This window comes from Vibrio mediterranei (assembly GCF_900088415.1).
GTDB classification, from domain to species: Bacteria; Pseudomonadota; Gammaproteobacteria; order Enterobacterales; family Vibrionaceae; genus Vibrio; species Vibrio mediterranei.
In genome coordinates, this window is the sequence record NZ_FLLQ01000001.1 from 975,312 (window position 1) to 999,569 (window position 24,258).

Below are 24,258 nucleotides of genomic sequence, written 5' to 3' on the forward strand. Positions count from 1 at the left end.
AAGCCCCCTCGGGCTCGAATCGAGGGGGCTTATATTATCCTACGTAACGTCGTTCTATTTCGCTACTTCTGCGATGATGGCTTCCAGTTTGTCTAAACCTTCTGCCAATACATCTGATTCAATCGTTAGTGGCGGGAGCAAGCGAATAACATTGGCTTTAACGCCACAAGACAACAGAATTAAACCGTTTTCTTGTGCTTTGCTAATCACCGCTTTGGTAACATCTTGAAGTGGTTGCCCCGATTGTGGATCGGTAAACTCAATCGCCATCATTGCACCAATGGTGCGAATCTCACCAATCGCAGGCACCGTTTTTTGAAGCTCAGTCATACGCGCATTAACCACTTCACCAATACCTTGGGCTTTAGCGCATAGCTGCTCTTCTTCAATTATCTTAAGCACTTCCAAAGCGGCAACACAGCCTAATGGAGAACCAGCATAAGTACCGCCTAAACCACCTGGTAACGCAGAATCCATAACTTCCGTTTTACCTACAACAGCAGAGATTGGAAAACCACCAGCAATGCCTTTCGCCATCGTCATCATATCTGGTTCAATATCCAGATACTCCGTTGCGAACATTTTACCGGTGCGGGCAAAGCCTGTTTGGATTTCATCTGCTATTAGCATAATACCGTGCTGGTCACAAAGGCTGCGTAGTGCCTGAGCAAATTCCGCTGGCGCTTGGTAAAAACCACCCTCGCCCTGTACAGGCTCAAAAATGATCGCAGCAACGCGACTAGGTTCAATATCGCAAGCAAACAAATCTTGTAATGCCTGTAAGCTATCTTCTGTGCTGATGCCGTGGAACGCATTTGGATAAGGTGCATGGTAGATTTCGTTCGGGAAAGGACCGAAGCCCGCTTTGTATGGTGCGATTTTTCCAGTCAATCCCATGGTCATATTGGTACGACCGTGAAAACCACCTTTAAAGGCAATGACGCCGCTACGCCCAGTATGAGCACGTGCTACTTTCACCGCGTTTTCAACCGCTTCGGCACCCGTTGTTAGGAAAATAGCTTTCTTTTCCGAGTCGCCCGGAGCAATGTCAGTCAGCTTTTCTGCCAGCTCAACAAAAGATTCATACGGTGTCACCATAGCGCAAGTATGAGAGAAGTTGTCGATCTGGGCTTTTACAGCGTCAGTGATGCGCGAGTTTGAGTGCCCAGTATTTGTCACCGCGATGCCCGCTGCAAAATCAATGTATTTGTTACCATCGACATCCCATACATGAGCGTTGTCAGCCTTCTCAACATAAAGTGGGTACAGCGCGCCCATACCCTGAGCGATAACTTTGCTTCTTCTTTCGTGTAGTTGTTGGTTTTTCATTGTTTAGTCCTTTATTTGTTACCGCTAGACGTTTAGTTGCCACCAAAGCACAGGTATTTCACATCCATATATTCGTCGATGCCCTGCTTCGCACCTTCACGTCCAATACCCGACTGCTTCACACCGCCAAACGGCGCTACTTCTGTCGAGATAATACCTTCATTAATGCCGACCATGCCGTATTCCAGTGCTTCTGCTACTTTCCAAACACGGTGGATGTTCTGGCTGTAGAAGTACGACGCCAAACCGTAAATCGTGTCGTTCGCCATTTCGATAAGTTCTTCATCCGTATCAAAACGAATTACTGGAGCCACCGGACCAAATATCTCTTCTTGAACGATATCCATGCTGTGTTTCACGTCTTTGAGGACGACTGGCTGCATAAACAAACCGTCTAATTGTTTAAGAGGGGTGACAGGCACTGCACCTTGCTCTACCGCACGGTCAATCAGTGCTTGGATGCCCTGTTTTGCACTTTCATTGATAACTGGTCCAATGTTGACACCTTCATCTAAGCCGTTTCCGACTTTTAGCTGCTGTACTGCTGCATCAAATTTCGTTACGAACTCATCGTACACTTTACTATGCACATAGAATCGGTTCGCACAGACGCAAGTTTGACCCGCATTGCGGAACTTAGAGGCCATAGCGCCCTGCACAGCTGCATCAATATCAGCATCATCGAAGACGATGAATGGCGCATTACCACCCAGTTCCATTGAAGTGCGTTTGATGTCTTTTGCGGCTTGTTGCATTAACACACTGCCCACTTGAGTAGAACCAGTGAAAGACAGCTTGCGAATCAGTGGGTGAGAAGTGAAGATCGCACCGATTTTGCGTGAACTTTCACCTAGAACCACTTGCAGCGCGTCTTTCGGAATGCCCGCTTGGTACGCGAGTTCCACAATTGCAAACGCAGACAGCGGTGTTGAATCCGATGGCTTAACAACGAAACTACAACCGGCAGCCAATGCAGGACCTGCTTTACGTGTGATCATAGCGATAGGGAAGTTCCATGGCGTAATCGCACATGCGACACCAATAGGTTGCTTGATGGTTACCAAGCGCTTGTCTGCCGTTGGTCCAGGAATGGAGTCACCGTAGGTGCGTTTGGCTTCTTCAGCAAACCATTCAATAAAGCTGGCACCATACAGAACCTCACCCGCGGCTTCTGCCAATGGCTTACCCTGTTCAACAGTCATGATGCGAGCAAGGTCGTCTTTGTTCTCAAGAATTAGTTGATACCAGCGGTTTAATAATACTGCGCGCGACTTAGCTGGCACTTTGGCCCACTCTTTCTGCGCCACATGAGCTCGCTCGATCGCATCCATCAGCTCAGGTTCAGATGAAATAGGAGCATGACCCACAAGTTCGCCTGTTGCTGGGTTTGTCACGGCTACAGCGTTGTCCGCTGCCGTTACCATAAAGGAGAGTAAGCTCTTATTATTTATTTGCTGCATGGTAATTCCTTTTGTTCCTACTCCTAGCTTTCGCTAGGAATGCTGTGGATAAAAAGCAGATGAATCCTAAGCGGGAATCTGCTGGGTAATGCAGTGAATATTGCCACCGCCTAGTAAAACTTCTCGTGTTGGTATGCCAACAATCTCATAATCGGGAAGCGCTTTTGTCAAAATCTCGATAGCAATATCATCATACTGGTCATCAAGTAATGGTAAAAATATATGCCCGTTCACCATCAAAAAGTTAGCATAGGAAGCACTCAGTCGCTCACCTTCGTGACGATTCATACCATCGCTTGATTCAATTCCATTCGCTTCTTCCTGCGAATAGTAAAGAGGACCCGGAACTGGGATTTTGACAATCTCAATGGCTCGACCTTGTGCATCAGTTTGTGCACTAAGCGCCGCATACGCTTCACGTGATAACTTAAATTGCGGATCAAACGGATCATCCGTCCAGCTTAGTACCACTTTTGCTGGAGCGACAACGTGAAGTAAGTTGTCGACATGCCCATCCGTTTCATCATTAAACAAACCGTTTGGAAGCCAGACGACCTTTTCGATACCAAGATATTCGGCTAGTAGCGCTTCTATCTGTTGTTTACTTAGTTCTGGGTTACGTCCCGGACTCAATAAGCATTCTTCAGTTGTGTATAACGTGCCTTCGCCATCGGTATGAATCGCGCCACCCTCCAGAACAAAAGGAGCGCGATAATGATCGATTCCCAACACATCACAGACGGATGCGGCAACTTTATCGTCATCACTCCAGTCTTCGTAAAGGCCGTTAAACTCGCCTCCCCAAGCATTGAATTTCCAACTGACGCCGCGTCTCTCTCCCGATGAATTCACTACAACAGTAGGACCGATATCGCGCATCCAAGAATCGTTGAATGCCATTTCAACCAGTTTGACGGACGAGTGCAGCATGCTTCTTGCGGTTTCATATTGCGAAGAGCTTACAGCAACAGAAACACACACTGCGTCCGCAATCGCATTCGCCACGTTGGCAAAGGTTTGTTGCGCAGGTTTTGCACTAGCGCGCCAATTATCACGACGCTCAGGCCATGCCAACCAGACCTCTCTGACTGGTTCATATTCAGCTGGAAAATAGAAACCGTCTTGCTTTGGGGTCGTATCGAGTTTCATCGGCTACCTCGTTACTTAGCTAAGCTCATTATGTCTTGATATAAGTCCGGACGACGGTCACGGAACAGTCCCCACGCGTGACGCGCTTGCGCAGTGGCCTTTAGGTCAATTTCCGCATAGATGATAGTTTCACCTTCTCTTGGAGCTTCTGCCAACTTACCGCCAGTATGATCAGTGATGAATGATGAACCATAGAAGGTAGTTTCAATGCCATCATCCACTTCTACCCCTACACGGTTAGACGCGATAACGGGTACAAGGTTGGCAGCCGAGTGGCCTTGCATAGTACGCTGCCAATGGTCACGTGAATCCAGAGATAGGTCTTGCGGCTCTGAACCAATGGCTGTTGGGTAGAAAATAGCTTCTGCACCGTTAAGCACTAAGCAACGTGCCAGCTCAGGGAACCATTGATCCCAACAAATACCTGCACCGAAAGTACCGAACTTGGTTTTCCATACTTTAAATCCTGTATCACCAGGGCTGAAATAGTATTTCTCGCTATAGCCAGGACCATCTGGAATATGGGATTTGCGGTAGTTTTCTAGTACCGTACCATCTGCATCGATCATCACTAAAGAGTTGAAAAAGGTGTTTCCCGCTTTCTCAAAATAGCTCACAGGTATAACCACATTCAGTTCTTTAGCTAGCGCGCTAAGCTCTGTGATCAGACGAGAGTTATCCGTTTCTTCAGCAAGTTCAAAATACTTGGCTTCTTGCTTCTTACAAAAGTAAGGCGCTGCCATGAGTTCTTGAGGTAGTACAACATTCGCACCATTTGCCGCGGCTTCGCGAATCGCACCTTTAATTTTTTCTAGATTCGCTTCTAAATCCCAAGTTTTGGTTAACTGCATCGCAGCAAATTTAACTACTCTACTCATCGGATCTTCCTTTATCTATTCTTTGTTTGAGGCTGACTGAGTGCCTGTCATAGCAGGCACTTCTTGTTATTTTCTGAATTAGATTGCTAGTTTGTCGCGTAAGTTGTAATAAGCCGCCCCCATCGCCGTCATTGGGATAGCAAAATGACGACCGCCAGGGAACGCGATGTGGGTTAAATCAGCGAACGCGTCAAAACGTTCTGCGTGTCCGGTTAGTGCTTCAGCCAACAGTTTGCCAGCAAGGTGAGTACAAGTAACACCGTGGCCACTGTAGCCCTGTAGGTAATAAATATTGTCTGCAAAAGCACCAAATTGCGGCATGCGGGAATAAGTCAGTAGGAAGTTACCCGTCCACTTATAATCAATACCGATACCTTTTAATTGTGGGAAGATCTTCTCCATCTTAGGACGAATGATGCCTTCGATATTTTCTGGGTCACGAGCACCGTAAACTACACCGCCACCAAATAGTAAGCGCTTGTCCGCGCTAAGACGGAAGTAGTCCAATAGATAGTTGCAGTCTTCAACACAGTAATCTGATGGCAAGATCTCTTTAAGTTGCGCCTCGGAAAGGGGCTCAGTGGCTACGACCTGAGTACCACACGGGATCGCTTTATTGCTGATGTTTGGAGCAAGCCCACCAAGGTAAGCATTACCCGCAAGAACGATGTATTTCGCTTTTACGCTGCCTTTTTCTGTATGAGCAACAGGATTGGCGCCTTTTTCCAGGCGAGTCACACCGGACTGTTCGAAAATTTGTCCGCCAAGTGCCGTTACAGCTGCTGCTTCGCCCAACGCCAGTTTGAGTGGGTGAATATGGCCACCACGCATATCCAGTAGAGCGCCTTTATAAGCAGTGGTACCGACTGCGGCTTCCACTTCGCTCGCATCCATCATACGAAGCTGATCGTTACCATAACGTTCCCAGTGCTTTTTGTGCTCTTCTAGACCTTTTAATTGCTTATTATTCAGAGCAGTAAACATTCCCCCCAGCTTGAAATCACAATCAATGTTATGTTTGTCGATAAGGCCGCGAATGATATCACCACCTTCAAAAATCATGTCACACAGTGCCTTAGCTTGCTTTTCACCATAGCGACTCTCAATAACGTCTACGTCGCGGCTATAGCTGTTAACAATCTGGCCGCCATTACGACCTGTCGCGCCGAACCCTACTTTCGCATTCTCCAGCACTACAACCTTAAAGCCTTTTTCTGCTAAATGAAGAGCTGAGGAAAGACCCGAGAAACCCGCGCCTACGACACACACATCACACTCAATATTGTCTTGCAGTTGTGGGTACTCACTTACATTCGGGATTGAGTGAGCATAATATGAATCAGTATGTTTGTTCATGGTTATATTCCTTTCGATTACAGCTTCAGGCTTAAGGTTGGAGACGAATCCATGTCGTCTTGGTTTCAGTGAATTTTTCGATGGCATGAATCGACTTGTCACGTCCATTACCACTCATTTTGAATCCACCAAATGGGACGGTCATATCGCCCTCGTTGTAGTTGTTCACCCACACAGAGCCAGCTTCTAACTGCTTTGCGACTCGATGTACGCGATTAATATTGTCACTCCAAAGTGCAGCGCCTAAGCCATATTTGGAGTCATTAGCAATAGCGATAGCTTCTTGCTCTGTTTTAAATGGAATGACGCATAACACTGGGCCAAAGATCTCTTCTTGAGCCACACGCATACTGTTGTCCACATTATCGAGAATCACTGGTTCAACAAAGGCGCCTTTACCGCCTGCGTCACCACCACAGCGCAGCGTAGCCCCTGCATCTTGACCTAACTTAACGTAATCGAGCACTTTTTCTTTGTGTTCACGGTCGATAAGCGCCCCCATAGAAGACGTGGGATCCATTGGATCTTTAGGTATGAAACCCTGAGCTGCGCTAATCACTTTATCGATAAATACATCTTTAATGCTTTCGTGAACCAAAAGGCGTGTTGCTGCTACGCATACTTCACCTTGGTTATAGAAACAACCTGCGGCTGTTTCTGCAGCTGCGCGGTCAAGATCGGCATAATCATCAAAGACTATATTTGCGTTCTTACCACCAGCCTCAGCCCAGACACGTTTTAGGTTAGTTTCACCGGAGGCAATCATAAGATGACCAGCCACACGAGTTGAGCCTGTAAAAGCGATACAATCTACATCTTCGTGACGTGCCAACGCTTCTCCCGCTTCATGGCCATAACCAGTAATAACTTGAAATACACCCGCTGGAATACCTGCTTGATTCGCCAGTTTGCCTAAGAAGATTGCCGTTAATGAAGACTTTTCTGATGGTTTTAGGATGACACTGTTGCCCGCAGCCAAGGCTGGACCTAACTTCCAACAACCAATCCATAGCGGGAAGTTCCACGGAACAACAGCAGCGACAACACCGATCGCTTGATGAGAGATAAAGGCGTGAACATCTTTTTCTGTAGGTGCAACTTCACCATAAACTTTGTCGATGGCTTCCGCATACCAGCGAATAGATTTCGCTGCGCCGGGAATATCCGTCGACACACTGTGTGCAATCGGCTTACCAGTATCAAGTGTTTCTAATAGCGCTAATTCTTCAACATTTTCATCAATAAGAGCAGCAAACTTCAACAGTACGTCTTTACGCGCCGCTGGAGCAATTTGACTCCATTCACCTTGTTTAAATGCTTGTCTTGCGTAATATACAGCACAATCAACATCGGCAGTTTGGCAACGTGCAATATTAGCAATGATTTCATCGGTAGCTGGGTTTACGACCTCTAGCGTCTTGCCATCTGCTGCTGCGGTATACTCACCATTTAGAAACGCTCTTTGCTCGATATTTAGAGCATTTCGTTGTTCAATCCATTGTTGCTGCGTTTTCATACGCTCTCCTTGGTTACCTCAAGGCGCTAGAATGCTTTTGGCGTGTGTGCACTTATCATTCTGCAAGCCTTATCGGAGTGATTAGTAAATTTATGTGGAATCGTTGTATCAATAACGTAAGACTCCCCTGCCTTTATTAGGTAGGTCTCCCCGTTATATTCAAGTTCAACTTCACCACTTAATACGGTGCCGACTTCTTCACCTTCATGCTTGATATTGGATGCGCCCGTTGTACTGTTAGGCCCATATTCTTCAATAAGAAAGCCGATTTCTTGTTTATTGCTGCCATTGTTAACCAACTTCATTGAGACATTTTCACTGCCAATTTCAATGAGGTCTTCTGGTTTAACTACGACCTTAATCTCTTTATTTTCTTGTTGCTCAAGAGTAAAAAACTCTGAAAGAGACAACGAAAAAACGTTCACTATTTTTTGCAGAGAACTCACCGAAGGACTCACTTTGGCATTCTCGATTGAAGAAATAGCGCTATGGGTGATGCCCGCTTTTTCTGCCAGTTCTCGTTGTGAAAGTCCTCGCTCTTTTCTTAGTTGAGCGATATTTTTACCAATCTGGTGGTTATCCATGCATTCAGCCTCTAAATTACTGTGAAGCTGACATAATAAATTCTTTAAATAAAATTTGTGAGAAATGATTGTGTTTTGCTTGCCATTCTGGGTGCCACTGCACGCCAACAAAATATTTTTGACCAGGCAGACTAAAAGCTTCTACTAGACCATCAGGCGCTTTAGCTTCTACTTTTAAGGTTGTAGCCAGCTTCTCAACTCCCTGATTATGAAGCGTATTTACTTCAAACTTCTCCGTTTGATTCCACTCTGCTTTAACTAACCATTGTTGAAAGATACCGTCACTTTCAACATAAACAGGATGAGCGGGTGCATACTTCTCATTAAAATCTTTTGATTCGCTTTCGCGATGGTCATCGAAACCTGCTTCGTAAACCGCAGGGTTTAGGCTTCCCCCTAACGCCACGTTCATCTCTTGGAATCCACGACAAATACCAAGGCACGGAATGTTCATATCTATAGCACGGCGTATAAGCTGAATAGCTAATTCATCTCGCGCTTCATCTTTCTTTAGTTCTTCATGTGAGCCGTTGTATCGATGAGGCGCCACATTGGAATGACTACCAGGGAATAACAATCCATCACAAACCGCCAACACTCTATCTAACTCACTGTCTTCTATTACAGATGGAAGAATGATTGGTGTGCCACCGAAGTCTTTCACTGCTTGAAGGTAGAACTCATTCAATGCCTGTATCTGATATCCAGCGAGCTCTTTCTTACAGCTTACGAGTCCTATTATCGGTTTTCTTATCTCAGACATTGTCACACTCACGTTCGATTTATTTAACAAAAACCGTACAACCCATGTACAAAATTATCAACACAAGTGTTCAAAATAGGTTCCAAATCGTGACTTCGATCTCTATTTTGTTCAAAAAAAGCACTAATTTCGCTCGATATATTGAGCAAAAGGCGATCAACTGTTACAAATTAGTTAACGTTTAACAAGGTCGAAATAATCACCAAATTAAACAAATCACAATAAAAACAATTACATAAGTTTATAAAACAGCCAAAAACCCCATTTAAGACATGGCTCTTGTGTTCTTTTTGTTAAACACTAAGCTAATTTTTCATCAAAGAGTGGGGCCACTAGGAGTAGTAAAGATGGATACCTATTTACAGGAAGTTAAAAATTTTCGACAAAGTTGGCCAGAAATTAAGTACGTTGACCTCATTTTCACGGACGTCAACGCAACACCACGCGGTAAACGCATACCAGTAGATTCCTTAGACAAGTTAGTGAAAGGTGTTGCTCTTCCTCTTTCTACTATTACGCTCGATACCAAAGGTGCTGTTGTTGAATCAGCAGGATTAGGTGAAGATCTTGGCGAACCCGATAACCTTTGCTTTCCTGTCGCTGGCACTTTGCTACCAACAGCAAAGGAAGGTACCGGACAACTGCTACTCAGCATGATGGAAGATGACGGAAAAACCCCTCACCGTTTGTTCATCCGCAACATCATCGACCGTATGTTGAATACTCTGCATTCAAAAGGCATGTTTCCAGTTGTTGCTTTAGAGCTCGAGTTTTACCTCATTGATAAAGAACGCGGTGAAAATGGTGAACTGCAAACCGCTATTAATCCGACGAAGAATCGACGTGAAAGAGATACCGAAGTCTATGATGTCGATGGGCTTGATGATTATGCTGACTTCCTAGCTGAGCTTAACGCTGCAGCCGCTGATCAAGGTTTAAATACGGCCGGTGCACTATCAGAATCTGCACCGGGTCAGTTTGAAATTAACTTTAATCACTCACAAGACGTACTTCGCGTATGTGACGAAATCATTTTCTCTAAGCGTCTTATTAAACAAATCGCCCACAAACATGGTTTTGATGCCACGTTCATGGCAAAACCTTTCCTTGAAGAAGCAGGAAATGGACAGCACATGCACATCAGCCTTATCGATGAGCAAGGCGATAACCTGTTTACCAATAAAGACGATGACTCTGCAAGCCCACTGTTCTACCAAACTATGGCTGCAATGTTATCGCAGATTTCGGATGCGATGGCCCTCCTATGTCCTAACGTGAACTCTTACCGCCGTTTTGTGCCTGGTGCTTACGTACCAACAAAAGCGGATTGGGGTGAGAACCACCGAGGCGTAGCCCTTCGCGTTCCAATTAGCGATGGTAAAAACCGTCGTATTGAACATCGCATCGCAGGTGCGGATGTCAATCCATACATTCTCGCTGCAGTAGTACTCTCAGCCGTATTAGCGAGTGATAACTATACCCAAGAACAATGTCCACCAGCTCTTAGTGAAAACGCCGTAGACCTACCAACGCGTATGTCTGATGCACTGACACAGCTTGAAGCCAGTGAATTAGGTGCCTTTTTCTCTCAAGACTTTATTGATATGTATCTCGCTTGCAAACGAAGTGAACTGGCCGAATTCGAACGCATTATTACACCGTTAGAAATTGATTGGATGCTTCACTCTGCATAACGAAAGGAATGAGTTTTATGACTACGCAGACAAAGGCGCTGGAGGCGCCGCTCAAAATAAGCAGTAAACATTTGGCGGTTAGCCTTACAATAGTCTTCCTGTTTATAACCTTTACCTCGATTGGACTCAATCATGTTGAAGGCGAAAGCTACGGCTGGTTGGCACTGTTACCGACATCGTTAGTACTTGTCTTTGCATTAACCACACACCGCACCGTTGAAGCACTATTCAGTGGCACCATTGCCGGTGTTCTACTGCTTGACCCTACTCAAGCAGTAGAACAGATCGTTGGCATTTCGATGGATGTGATGATGAATGAAACCATCGCATGGATCATTCTCGTCTGCGGTCTAATGGGTGGCCTGATTGCGATTCTAGAAAAAGGTGGCAGTATCCTTAGCTTCAGTGACATGCTGGTGAACAAAGTTAAGAGCCGCAATCAATCGCTATTGATGACATTTTTTCTAGGTATTCTGATTTTCATTGATGACTACTTGAACGCCATTGCGATTTCGTCATCAATGAAGAAAATTACTGATGGCTATCAGGTTTCACGCGAGAAGCTCGCTTATCTTGTTGACTCAACGGCAGCACCTATCTGTATTCTGGTCCCAATTTCTACTTGGGCTATCTTCTTCAGTTCTCTATTGGAAGCCAATGAAGTTGCTGAACCAGGACAAGGTATTGCTGCGTACATTCAAGCCATTCCGTATATGGCTTATGGCTGGGTAACGTTGGCGATTGTTTTCTTCGTAGCTATTGGCAAAATGCCAGACCTAGGCGCAATGAAAAAAGCAGAAGAGCGCGCTCGCAACGGTCAAGTTAAACCAGATGGCGCAACAGATATCGACTTTGGTGCTGACATCAAAGCACACTCAAACCCGACTATGGGACTAATTAACTTCCTATTGCCAATGGTTGTTCTGGTCGGAGCCTCTTGGTACTTCGGTATTGACCTATTAGCAGGTGTGTTTGTTGCCATTATCTTTACTATCTGTTTCTACGGCATTCAAAAACTAGTCACCATGAATGAACTGTTCGATGCAGTGTACGATGGCATTAAGGTCATGTTACTGCCTCTAGCTACAGTGATTGGCGGCTTTATGCTTAAGAGTGTTAACGACTCATTGGGGCTAACACAGTACGTAATTGAGACTGTAAGCCCATACTTGTCAGCACAGTACTTCCCAGCCCTGATCTTCCTAGTAACAGGCGGCCTTGTCTTTGCATCAGCATCATCCTGGGGGACCTTTGCGGTCGCAATGCCAATTATTCTTCCTCTCGCGGAGCAAATTGGTGTTCCACTGCACTTAACCATCGCCGCTATGCTGTCAGCATCAGCAGCAGGTAGTCATTCATGTTTCTTCAGTGACTCCACGGTGCTATCGGCTCAAGGATCTGGATGTACATCAATGCAACATGCCGTAACGCAGTTCCCATATGCGTTGATTGGTATTGTAGCGACCACCCTATTCTTCATAGTCGTTGCATAACAGCGATCTAAGAATGCCAAAGGGATACCTACTCAGCGGGTATCCCTTTTTTTGTTCCGCTCTCTAGCTTTTTGATTTCGAAAAAATAGCACCTGTTCTCACTTTCCTACAAATATGTGTCTTACACTCTTGAAGCATTTAAACATAATAGCCTTACATTTTGTAAGTTATTGTAAAGAGTATCATTCTTATTTAATTGCTTGATTTAAATCAATTTTACTCAATCATTTTTGTTGTTTTATTGTGATACAAACGACCATACTGTAACTACAAGAATCGAATGTATTACAGCGAAATGGACGTGCACAGTGTTAGTTATTTTCCTTATTCGCATTCGCTTTTAAGGACATTTCAAATTATGGAGATGAAAATGAAACACCATAGTGGCGCAGGAAAAGGGCAATGCCCAGTGATGCATGGCAGTCATACTCGAGTTGGTGGTAAAGGTACACAAAACCGACAATGGTGGCCTAATCAACTTAACCTCAGAATTCTTCATCAGAATGATAAAAAAGGTAACCCGTACGATCCTTCCTTCGATTACAAGAAGGCATTTCTAACACTTGATCTAAAAGAAGTTAAGCAAGCTATCGAAACGGTTCTTACCGATTCAAAAGACTGGTGGCCCGCTGACTATGGGCACTATGGTCCCTTTATGATTCGTATGGCTTGGCACTCGGCTGGTACTTACCGTACGGCGGATGGACGTGGCGGCGCTAACTCAGGCAACCAACGTTTTGCACCACTAAACAGCTGGCCAGATAATGGTAATTTAGATAAAGCTCGTCGCCTGTTATGGCCAGTAAAACAAAAATATGGCAAAGCTCTTTCATGGGCAGATCTATTTATTCTTGCAGGTAATGTTTCCATAGAATCAATGGGGCTAAAAACCTTTGGTTTCGCGGGTGGCCGTGAAGATATTTGGGAACCTGAGGAAGACGTTTATTGGGGCATGGAAAGTGATTGGTTAGGCGATGAGCGTTACTCCGGCGATCGTCAACTAGAGAATCCACTCGCTGCGGTACAGATGGGACTTATCTACGTTAACCCTGAAGGACCAAACGGGGAGCCAAGCGTCCTTGCTTCTGGCCGTGATATCCGAGACACATTCGCTCGAATGGGCATGGATGACGAAGAGACCGTTGCACTTGTTGCCGGTGGCCATACATTCGGTAAAACGCATGGTGCAGGCGATCCTGAACTGATGGGCCCAGAACCGGAAGCGGCACCAATGGAAGAAATGGGCTTCGGTTGGCGTAACCACTTTGGCAGCGGCTTGGGAGATGACACAACAACCAGTGGTATCGAAGGAGCTTGGACTCCAAACCCAATCCAATGGGACAACGGCTACTTTGATATGTTGTTTGGCTACGATTGGGATCTTGTTAAAAGTCCAGCTGGCGCTTGGCAATGGGTACCTGTAGGGGTTCCAGAAGACCATATGGCCCCAAAAGCTCATGATGCATCACAGAAAGTCACCACTATCATGACCACTGCCGACATGGCAATGCGTATGGACCCTATCTACGGGGAAATTTCTAAACGTTTCCATAATAACCCAGACCAATTCGCAGATGCTTTTGCACGCGCTTGGTTCAAATTGACTCATCGTGATATGGGACCAAAATCTCGCTATCTAGGCGAAGAAGCTCCGAGTGAAGATCTCATTTGGCAAGACCCATTACCTGCAGTTTCTGGTGACATGATCGATGACACAGACATTAAAGAATTGAAGCACAAGCTCCTTACTTCAGGCTTAACCATTTCTGAACTGGTTTACACCGCGTGGTCATCCGCATCGACCTTCAGAGGCTCTGATTTCCGCGGGGGCGCTAACGGAGCACGTATTCGCCTTGCGCCTCAACGCAGCTGGGAAGTAAACCAGCCAGCGCAACTTGAACGTGTTCTAGCAACCCTTGAAGCAATTCAAGAGGAGTTCAATCAAGCTGATGGTAACAAAGTGGTTTCCATTGCTGACCTGATTGTCCTTGGCGGTAACGCTGCGATTGAAAAAGCAGCCCTAGAAGCAGGTACTAACGTTGAGGTTCCATTTACTGCTGGTCGCGTGGACGCAATGGCTTCTCAAACCGATGAAACATCCTTTAATGTTCTCGAACCCGTAGTCGATGGATTCCGCAACTACGCACAAAAAGCCTACTCAGTGTCTGAAGAAGATTTACTGCTAGATAAAGCTCAACTGCTAACACTAACAGCGCCAGAAATGACTGTTTTGATTGGTGGTTTGCGTGTTCTAGGCGCAAACTTCGGCAATAGTGAGCATGGCGTTCTTACAGAGCGTAAAGGTGTTCTTAGCAATGATTTCTTCATCAACCTAACCGATATGAATGTCGAGTGGCGTCCGAGTAACGAAGAGGCTACGGAGTTTGTCGGTTTAGAGAGAGCAACAGGTGCAACCAAGTGGAAAGCCACACGCTCTGACTTGGTGTTTGGTTCAAACTCGCAACTGCGTGCGTTGGCAGAAGTATATGCTTGTGATGATGCCAAAGAGACCTTTATTTGCGATTTTGTCTCCGCCTGGGTCAAAGTGATGAACGCGGACCGTTTCGACATCTAATTACGATAAACCCATAAGCAAAAGCCACTTGTTACCAAGTGGCTTTTTTGTTTCTAGGATCGGTTCGGCATTAACCTAATTCCAGTTAAGTACTCTTACCTCATTGCCTTCTTCGGGCTTTCGAGGAATGTTAAGTGACAACAATAGTGAAATCACGGCCATTCCTGCGCCAATATAGAACACACTTGAAGGTGAAATCAGCCAAATGAATCCAAAGGTAACAGGAATGACAACAGCTGCAATATGGTTAATGGTAAAGGATACTCCCGCCGTAGACGCCATATCCGCTGGGTCTGCGATTTTTTGGAAATAGGTTTTGATAGCTAACGCTAGCGCAAAGAAAAGATGGTCAATAACGTAAAGCGCCGCGGCCCATTCTGCCGTTTGAACCAGTCCATAACCCACAAAAACAAAGATCAGTCCAACATACTCAAACATAAGAGCCTTACGTTCACCAACAACACCAATAAACCGACCGATTTTTTTAGCAAATAGAAAATTAAACAAGTAGTTAATCAAGAAAAGGAGTGTGATATCAGAGACGCTATAACCAAACTTTTCCACCATTAAGAAACCGGCAAAGACGGTAAAGATCTGCCTTCTTGCTCCACTCATAAACGTTAGGGCGTAATACAGCCAGTAACGCTTACGCAGCACCAGCTTTTTAGTCTGAGGGGTTTCCGTTTTGAATTGTGGGAAAGCCAAGGCAATAAACAGCACTAAGACAAAACCAATACCGCCACTAATTCCATAAACCCATACGTAGTCTAGCTTGAACACCTCAACCATCACCCATAGCGCGCCATAGGTTAAGAGCGAAGCTAATGCTCCTACAGAGATGAGTTTACCCAGCACTTCAGGCGCCTCTTCTTTGCTTAACCATTGCAGTGATAGGGATTGCTTTAGTGTTTCAAAGTAGTGAAAACCCGTCGACATAATTAATGTCGTAATTAGCAAACCGGCAACCGAGGGAAACATACCCGTAATCGCCGTGCCAAAGGTCAGCAGTAACAAAGAAACAATCATGAACTTCTGTTCTCGAATGAACAGCAAAACAAAGACGGTAGTGAAGGCTAGAAATCCAGGGATCTCACGAACACTTTGCAATAGACCAATATCGGAACCATCAAAATTAGCTTTCTCAATTACGAAGTTGTTCAGCAATGCCATCCAACTCGAAAACGCAATTGGCACTATAATCGAGATAATGATGAGAAAGTTTTTTGGGGTTCGCCATCCGCTAGCGCTTTGCGTTGAAGACATTATCAATTCCTAAGGAGCTGTTATTTTTAATTTGGGAAATGTATGCTCACGATTAGACATGAGTTTTAGTGGAGTCTAATACGTTGACACAGATAAATAAATTAAAAGTCACCACCTGCAACTTATGTAATTTTGTAGAGCCACCGTTTGCCTATTATGAGATGGAGAACATCTACACGGCAAAACAATGGCAACAAAAAACACTGTGGCTAAAGCAAACGCTGAACGAACTCAACTCCGATGTCATTGCTTTTCAGGAAGTGTTTTCAGTAGAAGCGCTGCGGGCTTTAGTTAAATCATTGGGTTATGGTTATTTTACTTACAATACTGAGCCACGGTTAGAATCCGGATATATTTATTCTCACCCAGCTTTAGCTTTTGCCTCTCGTTACCCAATCGTCCGACATTCAAATCTCACCTCCCTTGCGCCTTTTGAAGGCGAGTTCAGCCGTCCAGCATTACACATTTCCTTGAATATTGAGGGGATCGGGGAGTTAGACATGTACAACGTTCATCTCAAGTCAAAAAGACCAACGCTGCCTGACGAGAATCTAGACAACAAGTCTACTGTCGATGCTTGGCTCGTTGAAACGCAAGGTCAGACACTTTCATCGTTGATGCGAATTCAAGAGGCAGGCGCGTTGCACCAAGCAATAGTGCAAAATAAACAACGCTACCAACGACCTTTTTTACTGCTTGGCGATTTCAACAACAATATTGGCAGTAACGAGTTCGAACCATTTCGAAGCCAATACCGTCATCGAAGGAAAGATACCCGCGCAGACATCAAAGCTTATCATTTTCACGACAGTTGGGATTTAGTACCAAAAGGTAAGCCGGTTCGCCCTGTAGATGAGATTAAGCCACCTATCACTCATTACTATGGTGAGTCTGGCAGTCGATTAGACCATATTCTTCTATCCAGTGAGTTTTGCCCTAACTATGAACGCTCAATGTTTGAGGTGACTGACTATCAGCTCACTAACAAACATATTATTGACCCCATATTTGGCATTGATGATCTCAGTACCGACCATGCTTTGGTTTCTGTCTCGTTTGAAACACGTGCCTAATCTCAATCCAATAAGATAAAGCGCTTGCTTATGATAAAAAATTCAATTAGTTATAGGGGTTAACAACATCACAAGCGAGGAGGCTGACATGAACGTTATTATTCGACCAACAGAACTACGAGACGCAGAGGGTCTGAGTCAGCTCTATTCGCAACCAAAAGCACAACGAGAAACCCTGCAACTGCCTTTACCTTCGGTCGCAATGTGGCAAGAAAGACTAAGTAATATGCCTGTCGGGGTGTATAGCTACGTAGCCGAATTAGACGGAAAAATTGTCGGTAATATTGGACTGGAACACTCTCAGCGCCCAAGAACGGCACACTGTGCAAGCTTTGGGATTGGAGTTCATGATGAATATCATGGTTTAGGCATTGGTAGTCGATTGGTGGAAACCGTGTTAGACCTAACAGATAATTGGCTCAATGTTCAAAGGGTACAGATCGAAGTAAACGCCGATAATAAAGCAGCTATCGCCCTCTACTCTAAATTCGGTTTTGAGATTGAAGGTGAGGCGCTGTGCTCAGTCTTTCGAGACGGTGAATTTATCTCGACGTATTATATGGCTCGACTGAAAGATCAATTGTAGTGTCAACTTTACCAAGAACACGAGTTCACCGTGTTCTTGGTACTCGCTTCTCTTCTGTCAGCAAATCTGTCCTGCACCCACTTTACTGTCTTTATCACAATTAAGCGCAACCTGAGCGGCAAGTCTCAGCCCCTCGACAATCTTATCCAACGACATAGTGGGCTGACTGCCGTCAATATCTTGCTCAGGTAACAATGGAACGTGAATGAAACCATGTTTAATACCACTACCCCGCAAGTAATGTTGCACACCGTAAAATAGGTGATTGCACACAAACGTCCCCGCCGTATTAGATACCTGACAAGGAATACCCTGTTGTTGGAGTTTTAGTGTTATCGCTTTAATAGGCAGCGTGCTGAAATACGCATCGGGCCCATCGTTCACAATAGGAACATCAATCGGTTGATTACCATTATTATCAGCGATACGAAAATCATCGACATTAATTGCAACTCGTTCAGGTGTAATCGCAGCTCGTCCTGCACCTAACCCAACCGTTAGAACTACATCGGGTTGGTGAGTCTCAATAGCGGCAATCACTGTGTCGATAGATTCATATTGTGTGACAGGTACTTTGCATACCTGTATTTTTGCGCCCTGGAGCTGCTGATTGGATAGTTGCTTGATCGCTTCCAACGCAGGATTAATCGTGTTGTCTCCAAACATATCAAAGCCCGCTATCAACACTTTTTTCATTTACTACCCAGCCTATTATTGGTTTCTTGGTTTAACTTAGGTAGAGTACGCCACCAGTCATTATCTGCAAGAGATAGAATCTGATGAATATTGAAAATGATGTAATTGAAACGCTTGAGCAGCTAGAGAACTTTCTCATTCAAGTAGAAAGTGGGGCATTGGGACTAAAAGATGTTGCTGGCATCGCGTTAGCAACTTCTAATTCTGATGGTCGTCCATTTGTGGCGGTATTAAGCGACAAACACGAGCTTCTGCTAGGGCGTTGGGTCTCTCAAGATGTATATGAAAACGGCAAAGACTTGGTGAGAACTGGTCCAAAGCGTAACTAACATCGCCGACAGATTGAAAGTAAAAAGGTCTAGACTGTGCTAGACCTTTTATTTATCACAACAATTAGTACTTCACTTGATAGTTCAAAGTAAACGTACGTCCGCGACCTTTGTAGTCATATAGTGCTGGAGTACCGCTATACCAGTATGTTGCACGCTGGCTCCAAGTGGTTTGGTAGTCAGCATTGAATAGGTTTTTAATACCAAAGCCAAGGCTACCCACTGGCAGCTTGTAGCTACCCATTAGGTCAACAACGGTATAACCTTCAAGTTTACGATCATCCGCATCCTTGTAGTCAAACGATGATAGACTTTGCAGCTTCACGTTGTAGTTGTCTTCATACCAGCCTAACCAAGCACTTGCTTTTGGAACACTGGCTTCCATCGCCTTGTACGCTTCCCAACCAGTGTCTGCTTTCTCTTCAGAAACCACATAGTGGCCTGTTGCACCTAATTGAAGATTGTTGGTCGCCCAGTACGTTAATTGAGCTTCCGCACCGTAAATGCGGATTGGATTGGATATACCTTTAATACTTTGATCAGCCGAGTATTCAACCGAACCATCAGAGTATGAGTAGTATGCCGCCGTTTGCAGTGACACTTTATCCCAATCGCTACGATAACCCACTTCGTAGCTATTGGTACGAATACCATCTAGTTTAGTATCGTTAACATTGACCGAAGGATCTTTGCCGTAGTACTTCGCTGGGTTTGCTAGATCAAAGCCCTGAGAGAAGTTAGCCCAAACTTGCGAGGTTTGATCAAGATGGTAAATAGTGCCCAAGTTGAATAAATTCGCAGAGTAGTCCGTTTCACCACCCGGAACGAGCGCTGTACTGGCATTTTTCTTAAAGTCATCTACTTTGGTGTTCATGTACTGATAACGATAGCCACCTTGGAGCATCCAGTCAGTGGTCAGTGCGTATTCAGCTTGAACAAAACCCGCTAAGGCATAAGTATCAATCCCTGGATAACGTCCTTGAATAGAATCAATCTTGTTAACCAAGCCACCGGTATTTTCCGTGATGGTTTGGTTATAAAGTGCCTGATCGCTTGAGAATCGGTCAATAAATCCATCAACACCATAAGTTAATTGCAGCTTATCAAACGATTTACTTAACGCCGTTTTTAGCGCGAAGATATCGGTATTTTGGTTAGATGAACTTAACTTAAGTGATGTTCCACCATCTTGGGTGTATGGTGAGAACGTATGATCTTCCTTACGATACGATAGCTCAGCAATGAGCAAATGATTCAGGAAGCTTTGATTGGTGTATTGTGCACTTAGCATATAACGCTCAGTGCCTTGCTGACGATCAGCCTCATAGCCTTTGCGAACATCAACAAACTTATAGACACCATTGTTGTCCTGTTCAAAGTACAAACCGTAAGGCGAATCTTGTTGACTATTGTAGTACTGAGCTAATAGGTTAAGGTCTTGAGTATCAGTAAGGCTAATTTGCATATTACCCAATAAGTCGACTGTCTCGTTGAACTGAGTCGAGCCTTGAGTGATATCAGGCGTCACCATTTTACCATTCGCATCGTAGTAAGCTTGAGTCTTGGTGTAAGCAACCGATGCACGACCACGCACTTTGTCGCTACCGCCAGAAACAGACTGAGCGAGCTTATAATCACCGTCTTCACTAGAGTTAAAGCCTGATGTACCCCCGACAAATGATTCAAATTGAAGATCGTCGCTTTGTGCTTTTTTCGTCACAATATTAATGACACCACCACTCGAACCAGCGCCATATACCGACGTCGCACCTGATAGCACTTCAATACGTTCAATATTAAACGGGTCAATGGAGTCTAACTGACGACTAATAGAACGAACTGACTGCAGTGACACACCATCAATCATTACCATGATGCTTCGACCACGTAGGTTTTGACCAGAGTGCGTTCGACCACCACTACTTACATCTAGTGAGGGCACAGTTGCCGCAAGAATTTCATCCAAACTCTTACCTGCGCGATATTGTTCTTCAATTTCCTCTGCACCCACATACCAAACCGTACCTGGAATTTCACTAATACTTTTTGGAGTGCGGCTCGCTACCACCACCATTTTTTCATCGGTATTCGTAGCGGTATTTGACGATTCAGTTTCCGCCACTGCTGAAGCTGAAACACCTGACACTATCATGGTCGCCAAAATGGCGTTAAGGGGGAACTTCCTTGAGCTGATTTTCATTTTATGACTCTTTTACATTTTTGGTTATTAACTCTAATTATCGGCAGCGCTTTTGGTGTAGCACGTCCGCTCCACAAGCGAAACGAATGATAAATGATAATTATTACCATTTCTATTATTAATTTGTCACGTTTTGCAATAATTAGTCGTTAATAACCCAGTTATATAGTTGATGTTTTTGTTATTTAAGAAGTAGCTAATTCTTTTAATGCCCTTTCTTCACAACGTTCCATCTTAATGTTTCCCCAATTCATAAGACCATTAACAGCCTCGATATCAAAAGCTACTTGGCCTGCAACTTGATTTATTATTTTCGCCGCACGCCATGCTGCCAAACTTAATTGCGGCTCAGCAATTCCGTGTGAATGTAAACCTGCATTCACCACAAATACATTACCTATTTCATCACTATCACTCAGTTCAATAGAAAATGCTCCATTGAGTCGAATCTGTCTGTTTTGGTCACGCTTAAAGCTACTTTCAAGTGCTTTAGCACAGGAAGGTAATTGCCCTTGATACCCCGTTGCTAGAATGACTACGTCGGCATTGTCTTCTTCGTCTGTTTCAGTGATGGCGTTAGCGTAGTTGAGCTTCAGCCCTTGTGATGTTTCTTCCAGTGCCGTCAGAGTGCGATGCGGGAGAAGCTCTATCCAACGCTCTTCTTTCATAACGTCAAATCGTTGATATAACTCTTGATATATCTCCAATAGGCATTTCTGAGTAACACCGTCAGAAGTAAGTTTTTGATGGGCGATTTCACGTTGTTTTACCTTGTCGTTTAATCCAATAAACGTATCAACGTATTCCGGGGTAAAGTATTCATTGGTAAAGGCAGCTTCATCTAAAGGTTGATAGTTCGCTCTTCTTGTCACCCAGTTTAAATGACTTGGTTTACCCCATTTCTCCCTTAAAACATTTAGGAATATATCAGCACCAGACTGCCCTCCTCCAATAATGGTGACTCTTCTTCCTGTTAAGTTCCGCTCTCGCAGACCAATTTCGGCAGCATGAAATACATTGGCACCTAGAGAAGGCTTGGTGCATTCGGGGAAATACGGCGTTTTGCCCGTTCCAAGACAAATATGTCGGGCACGATAAACCGAATCTTTAGTGTGAATATGATATAGGCCATCGTGCTTCTCAATATTCTGTACCGCACTATCAAACACAACGTTAGGCATATTTTTACTTGCCCAAGAAAGGTAATCAGAAAACTCTTGTCGACTAATACAGCTCTGTTCCGTACTCAAAAAACGATAATACTTTTTATTAGAGACGAGGTAATTTAAGAATGAATATTCACTCGTCGGACAGACAGCGCTAACAAGATCTTTTAAGAAATGAGTTTGCATATTAGCACCATCCAGTAATAACCCCGGATGCCATGAAAACTCACTTCGTGCCTCTAAGAATACGGTTTTTAGTGTATTAACTTCATTAGACAGCGCAGCAATGCTCAAATTGAAAGGACCTGCGCCTATCCCTACAAGATCGTATATTTCGTGTTGCTTTGAATTTGCCATAGTAGTCGTCCTTATCGCTCTGAAAAATAAAGTGGGTTGTCCATATAAAGATCCATATCCGGAAGCATACGGTCGCTGCTGTTATCGGTGTCGTGCCTGAATTTAGACAGATTGAGGCCCAGTTTTAGGATCTGTGGTTTGAATAGGTTCAGTGCTTCATAACGTGAAGCAAGCTCTGGATGTCGGGCTTGATATTGTCGGATGGTTCTCGCTAATACGGAGTAAAACTCCAGCTCTGTCACCTCAATTTTCTCAAGCAGCGGAGATAAAAATCTAAGCACTGTAACGAAATGACCGGTTTGCAGATCATGAATAATCAGCTCTTCCGGTAGACGTGTAGTGACTTGCTTGACGATATCTGGCAGTGCATCTAGCTCAGGAATGTCCGTTTGAACTAATCGCATATCACCTTGAAAATCTTTTAATAGAATTCGCTCAGGAATGCCGTCACGACAGACTACTGTGACGTTTTGCCCATGAGCGATGAGCGATATTCCATACTTCACCAGCAAGTGATAATAAGGAATCACAACCGCAGCAAACAGTTTTTCTAGCCATAGTGTCGCCGTCAGACCAGACTGCTTGATCAGTTCTAACACCATAGGTTGACCATGACTGTCCATCTCAAACAGCAATGCCATCAGATAGGCGTGTTCACCTTGCTCTAGTTTACTCTCCGCCGACTCTCGCCAAATAACGCCGAGTAACTCGTGAAATCGATAGGGAGCGTCTTGTAACTGCGAATAGGCAGTGGACGCTAAATACGCACTTGCTGGCTCTTCCAACGCTTGAGTGCCTAGCTGTTGCAGTTCAGCATCTGTTTCGCATTTCTGTTTTATCCAGCTCGAAGCATAAGGTCCCGCTTGGATATATCGACTTGGAATGCCTCGGTAACACGAGGTATTCATAATAGTAAGAGGAAGTTTGATATCAAACGCTGGAATACCGCTCGAATCATCAATGACACTCAAAGTGCGAATGGATAACTGCGGCGAGACCTGCTTACCAGCTCCGCCAAGATAAACCAGTGTCTTATCACTTATCTCTTTAATGTAGGCCATCGCCAACTTATTCTCCCATTGCCATGGGTGAACAGGTATCAACAGATAGTCTTCTGGAGCCAGCGAATCGGCAGCAAGTTTGTTCTCAAATAGAACCATTTCAGATGGAGATAGCATGCTTGCTACAAGATCGTGATTCCAGTTTAAATTGTTGGCAATACCAACTTGTAAACTAGTGCGACGAATCGCCAACCAAACGAGCTGGAAGTGACCACTAAATTCCGGTGCGTAATGTTCTAAATCACACACACCCCAGCCTCTTCTTCCTTTGTTGAAGGCGAACTTAGGGTGCCCTGCAATCGCCGCCTGCTGTTCAATTAGGCTCATCGAACACATGTCACTCGCAGTTCGCTTTGCATTCTCAGCCATCATCAAGCAATCGGAATACAGCGTGGCGTTCATATCTTCGACGTGCTCAGCGACTCGATGATCACTCATTGAGAGATGAAGCTTGAGGTCAGCCAATAGTAAGTTTGCCTCGACAGCGGTCTTATTTTGCTCTTCACAAACACGCACTAATGAGTCGGCATCAATGCGATAGCTGCCCCATATCTGCTTACGCCCCTGAAAATGATACTGCGCATTGCCGATACGAGCGGCACAGAGGTTTGAATCTGAGGTCTCGCCTATCTCAAACGCCCCCTCGTAGTGAAACTCACTGATGATTTTTGCCACCAAATTCCGATTGGCGTGCGACCAATACCGAGAAATAGCCTGACTAGCGTCCATA

19 protein-coding genes are annotated in these 24,258 nt (G+C 44.7%); 6 read left to right on the top strand and 13 right to left on the bottom strand.

Going from position 1 to position 24,258, the window contains the following annotated elements:
* Positions 1-54: 54 nt before the first annotated feature.
* From gabT to VME0621_RS04415, 8 genes are all read right to left on the bottom strand, one after another.
* Positions 55-1,329 carry a 4-aminobutyrate--2-oxoglutarate transaminase gene (gene gabT / locus VME0621_RS04380; protein WP_062456064.1) on the bottom strand — a complete coding sequence of 425 codons (1,275 nt, stop codon included), beginning with the start codon at positions 1,327-1,329 and terminating at the stop codon, positions 55-57.
* Positions 1,330-1,361: 32 nt separating this feature from the next.
* Positions 1,362-2,789 carry an NAD-dependent succinate-semialdehyde dehydrogenase gene (locus tag VME0621_RS04385; RefSeq protein WP_006070396.1) on the bottom strand — a complete coding sequence of 476 codons (1,428 nt, stop codon included), beginning with the start codon at positions 2,787-2,789 and terminating at the stop codon, positions 1,362-1,364.
* Between the two features lie 66 nt (positions 2,790-2,855).
* Positions 2,856-3,938, bottom strand: coding sequence for an agmatine deiminase (aguA, locus tag VME0621_RS04390; RefSeq protein ID WP_062456067.1), 1,083 nt, complete (start codon positions 3,936-3,938; stop codon positions 2,856-2,858).
* An 11-nt stretch (positions 3,939-3,949) separates the two neighbouring features.
* Positions 3,950-4,816, bottom strand: a complete 867-nt coding sequence (gene aguB / locus VME0621_RS04395; RefSeq protein WP_062456070.1) for an N-carbamoylputrescine amidase — start codon at positions 4,814-4,816, stop codon at positions 3,950-3,952.
* 78 nt (positions 4,817-4,894) lie between these two features.
* Complete coding sequence (locus VME0621_RS04400) at positions 4,895-6,172, bottom strand: NAD(P)/FAD-dependent oxidoreductase (protein ID WP_062456073.1); 1,278 nt, start codon at positions 6,170-6,172, stop codon at positions 4,895-4,897.
* 31 nt (positions 6,173-6,203) lie between these two features.
* Entirely contained in the window at positions 6,204-7,688 is a 1,485-nt protein-coding gene (locus VME0621_RS04405; RefSeq protein ID WP_062456076.1) for an aldehyde dehydrogenase, read from the bottom strand.
* 26 nt (positions 7,689-7,714) lie between these two features.
* Positions 7,715-8,272 (bottom strand): HTH-type transcriptional regulator PuuR, encoded by a 558-nt coding sequence (puuR, locus tag VME0621_RS04410; RefSeq protein ID WP_006070391.1) that lies wholly within the window; start codon positions 8,270-8,272, stop codon positions 7,715-7,717.
* Positions 8,273-8,288: 16 nt separating this feature from the next.
* The gene (locus tag VME0621_RS04415; RefSeq protein WP_062456078.1) at positions 8,289-9,035 is read right to left on the bottom strand and encodes a gamma-glutamyl-gamma-aminobutyrate hydrolase family protein; all 747 of its coding nucleotides are present in this window, start codon (positions 9,033-9,035) and stop codon (positions 8,289-8,291) included.
* 347 nt (positions 9,036-9,382) lie between these two features.
* On the opposite strand from VME0621_RS04415, the gene VME0621_RS04420 reads away from it, so the two are divergent.
* From VME0621_RS04420 to katG, 3 genes are all read left to right on the top strand, one after another.
* Positions 9,383-10,729 (top strand): glutamine synthetase family protein, encoded by a 1,347-nt coding sequence (locus VME0621_RS04420; RefSeq protein WP_006070389.1) that lies wholly within the window; start codon positions 9,383-9,385, stop codon positions 10,727-10,729.
* Between the two features lie 17 nt (positions 10,730-10,746).
* Entirely contained in the window at positions 10,747-12,222 is a 1,476-nt protein-coding gene (locus VME0621_RS04425; protein WP_006070388.1) for a Na+/H+ antiporter NhaC family protein, read from the top strand.
* Positions 12,223-12,592: 370 nt separating this feature from the next.
* Entirely contained in the window at positions 12,593-14,797 is a 2,205-nt protein-coding gene (katG, locus tag VME0621_RS04430; RefSeq protein ID WP_062456082.1) for a catalase/peroxidase HPI, read from the top strand.
* A 75-nt stretch (positions 14,798-14,872) separates the two neighbouring features.
* Here katG and VME0621_RS04435 read toward each other — a convergent pair whose 3' ends face one another.
* Positions 14,873-16,060: an MFS transporter gene (locus VME0621_RS04435; protein ID WP_062456085.1), complete on the bottom strand. Its 1,188-nt coding sequence runs from the start codon at positions 16,058-16,060 to the stop codon at positions 14,873-14,875.
* A 161-nt stretch (positions 16,061-16,221) separates the two neighbouring features.
* On the opposite strand from VME0621_RS04435, the gene VME0621_RS04440 reads away from it, so the two are divergent.
* Both VME0621_RS04440 and VME0621_RS04445 read left to right on the top strand, forming a co-directional pair.
* Positions 16,222-17,133 carry an endonuclease/exonuclease/phosphatase family protein gene (locus VME0621_RS04440; RefSeq protein ID WP_062456088.1) on the top strand — a complete coding sequence of 304 codons (912 nt, stop codon included), beginning with the start codon at positions 16,222-16,224 and terminating at the stop codon, positions 17,131-17,133.
* Positions 17,134-17,221: 88 nt separating this feature from the next.
* Complete coding sequence (locus VME0621_RS04445) at positions 17,222-17,719, top strand: GNAT family N-acetyltransferase (RefSeq protein WP_031494714.1); 498 nt, start codon at positions 17,222-17,224, stop codon at positions 17,717-17,719.
* A 57-nt stretch (positions 17,720-17,776) separates the two neighbouring features.
* Here VME0621_RS04445 and pcp read toward each other — a convergent pair whose 3' ends face one another.
* Positions 17,777-18,415 (bottom strand): pyroglutamyl-peptidase I, encoded by a 639-nt coding sequence (pcp, locus tag VME0621_RS04450; RefSeq protein WP_062456091.1) that lies wholly within the window; start codon positions 18,413-18,415, stop codon positions 17,777-17,779.
* Between the two features lie 83 nt (positions 18,416-18,498).
* Here pcp and VME0621_RS04455 point away from each other — a divergent pair, with 83 nt between their 5' ends.
* Positions 18,499-18,744: a hypothetical protein gene (locus tag VME0621_RS04455; protein WP_006070382.1), complete on the top strand. Its 246-nt coding sequence runs from the start codon at positions 18,499-18,501 to the stop codon at positions 18,742-18,744.
* 64 nt (positions 18,745-18,808) lie between these two features.
* Here the strand turns inward: VME0621_RS04455 and VME0621_RS04460 are convergent, their stop codons facing one another.
* From VME0621_RS04460 to VME0621_RS04470, 3 genes are all read right to left on the bottom strand, one after another.
* The gene (locus tag VME0621_RS04460; RefSeq protein ID WP_062456094.1) at positions 18,809-20,944 is read right to left on the bottom strand and encodes a TonB-dependent receptor; all 2,136 of its coding nucleotides are present in this window, start codon (positions 20,942-20,944) and stop codon (positions 18,809-18,811) included.
* Between the two features lie 185 nt (positions 20,945-21,129).
* Entirely contained in the window at positions 21,130-22,467 is a 1,338-nt protein-coding gene (locus VME0621_RS04465) for a lysine N(6)-hydroxylase/L-ornithine N(5)-oxygenase family protein (protein ID WP_062456097.1), read from the bottom strand.
* 11 nt (positions 22,468-22,478) lie between these two features.
* Entirely contained in the window at positions 22,479-24,257 is a 1,779-nt protein-coding gene (locus tag VME0621_RS04470; protein ID WP_062456099.1) for an IucA/IucC family protein, read from the bottom strand.
* Position 24,258 lies beyond the last annotated feature (1 nt).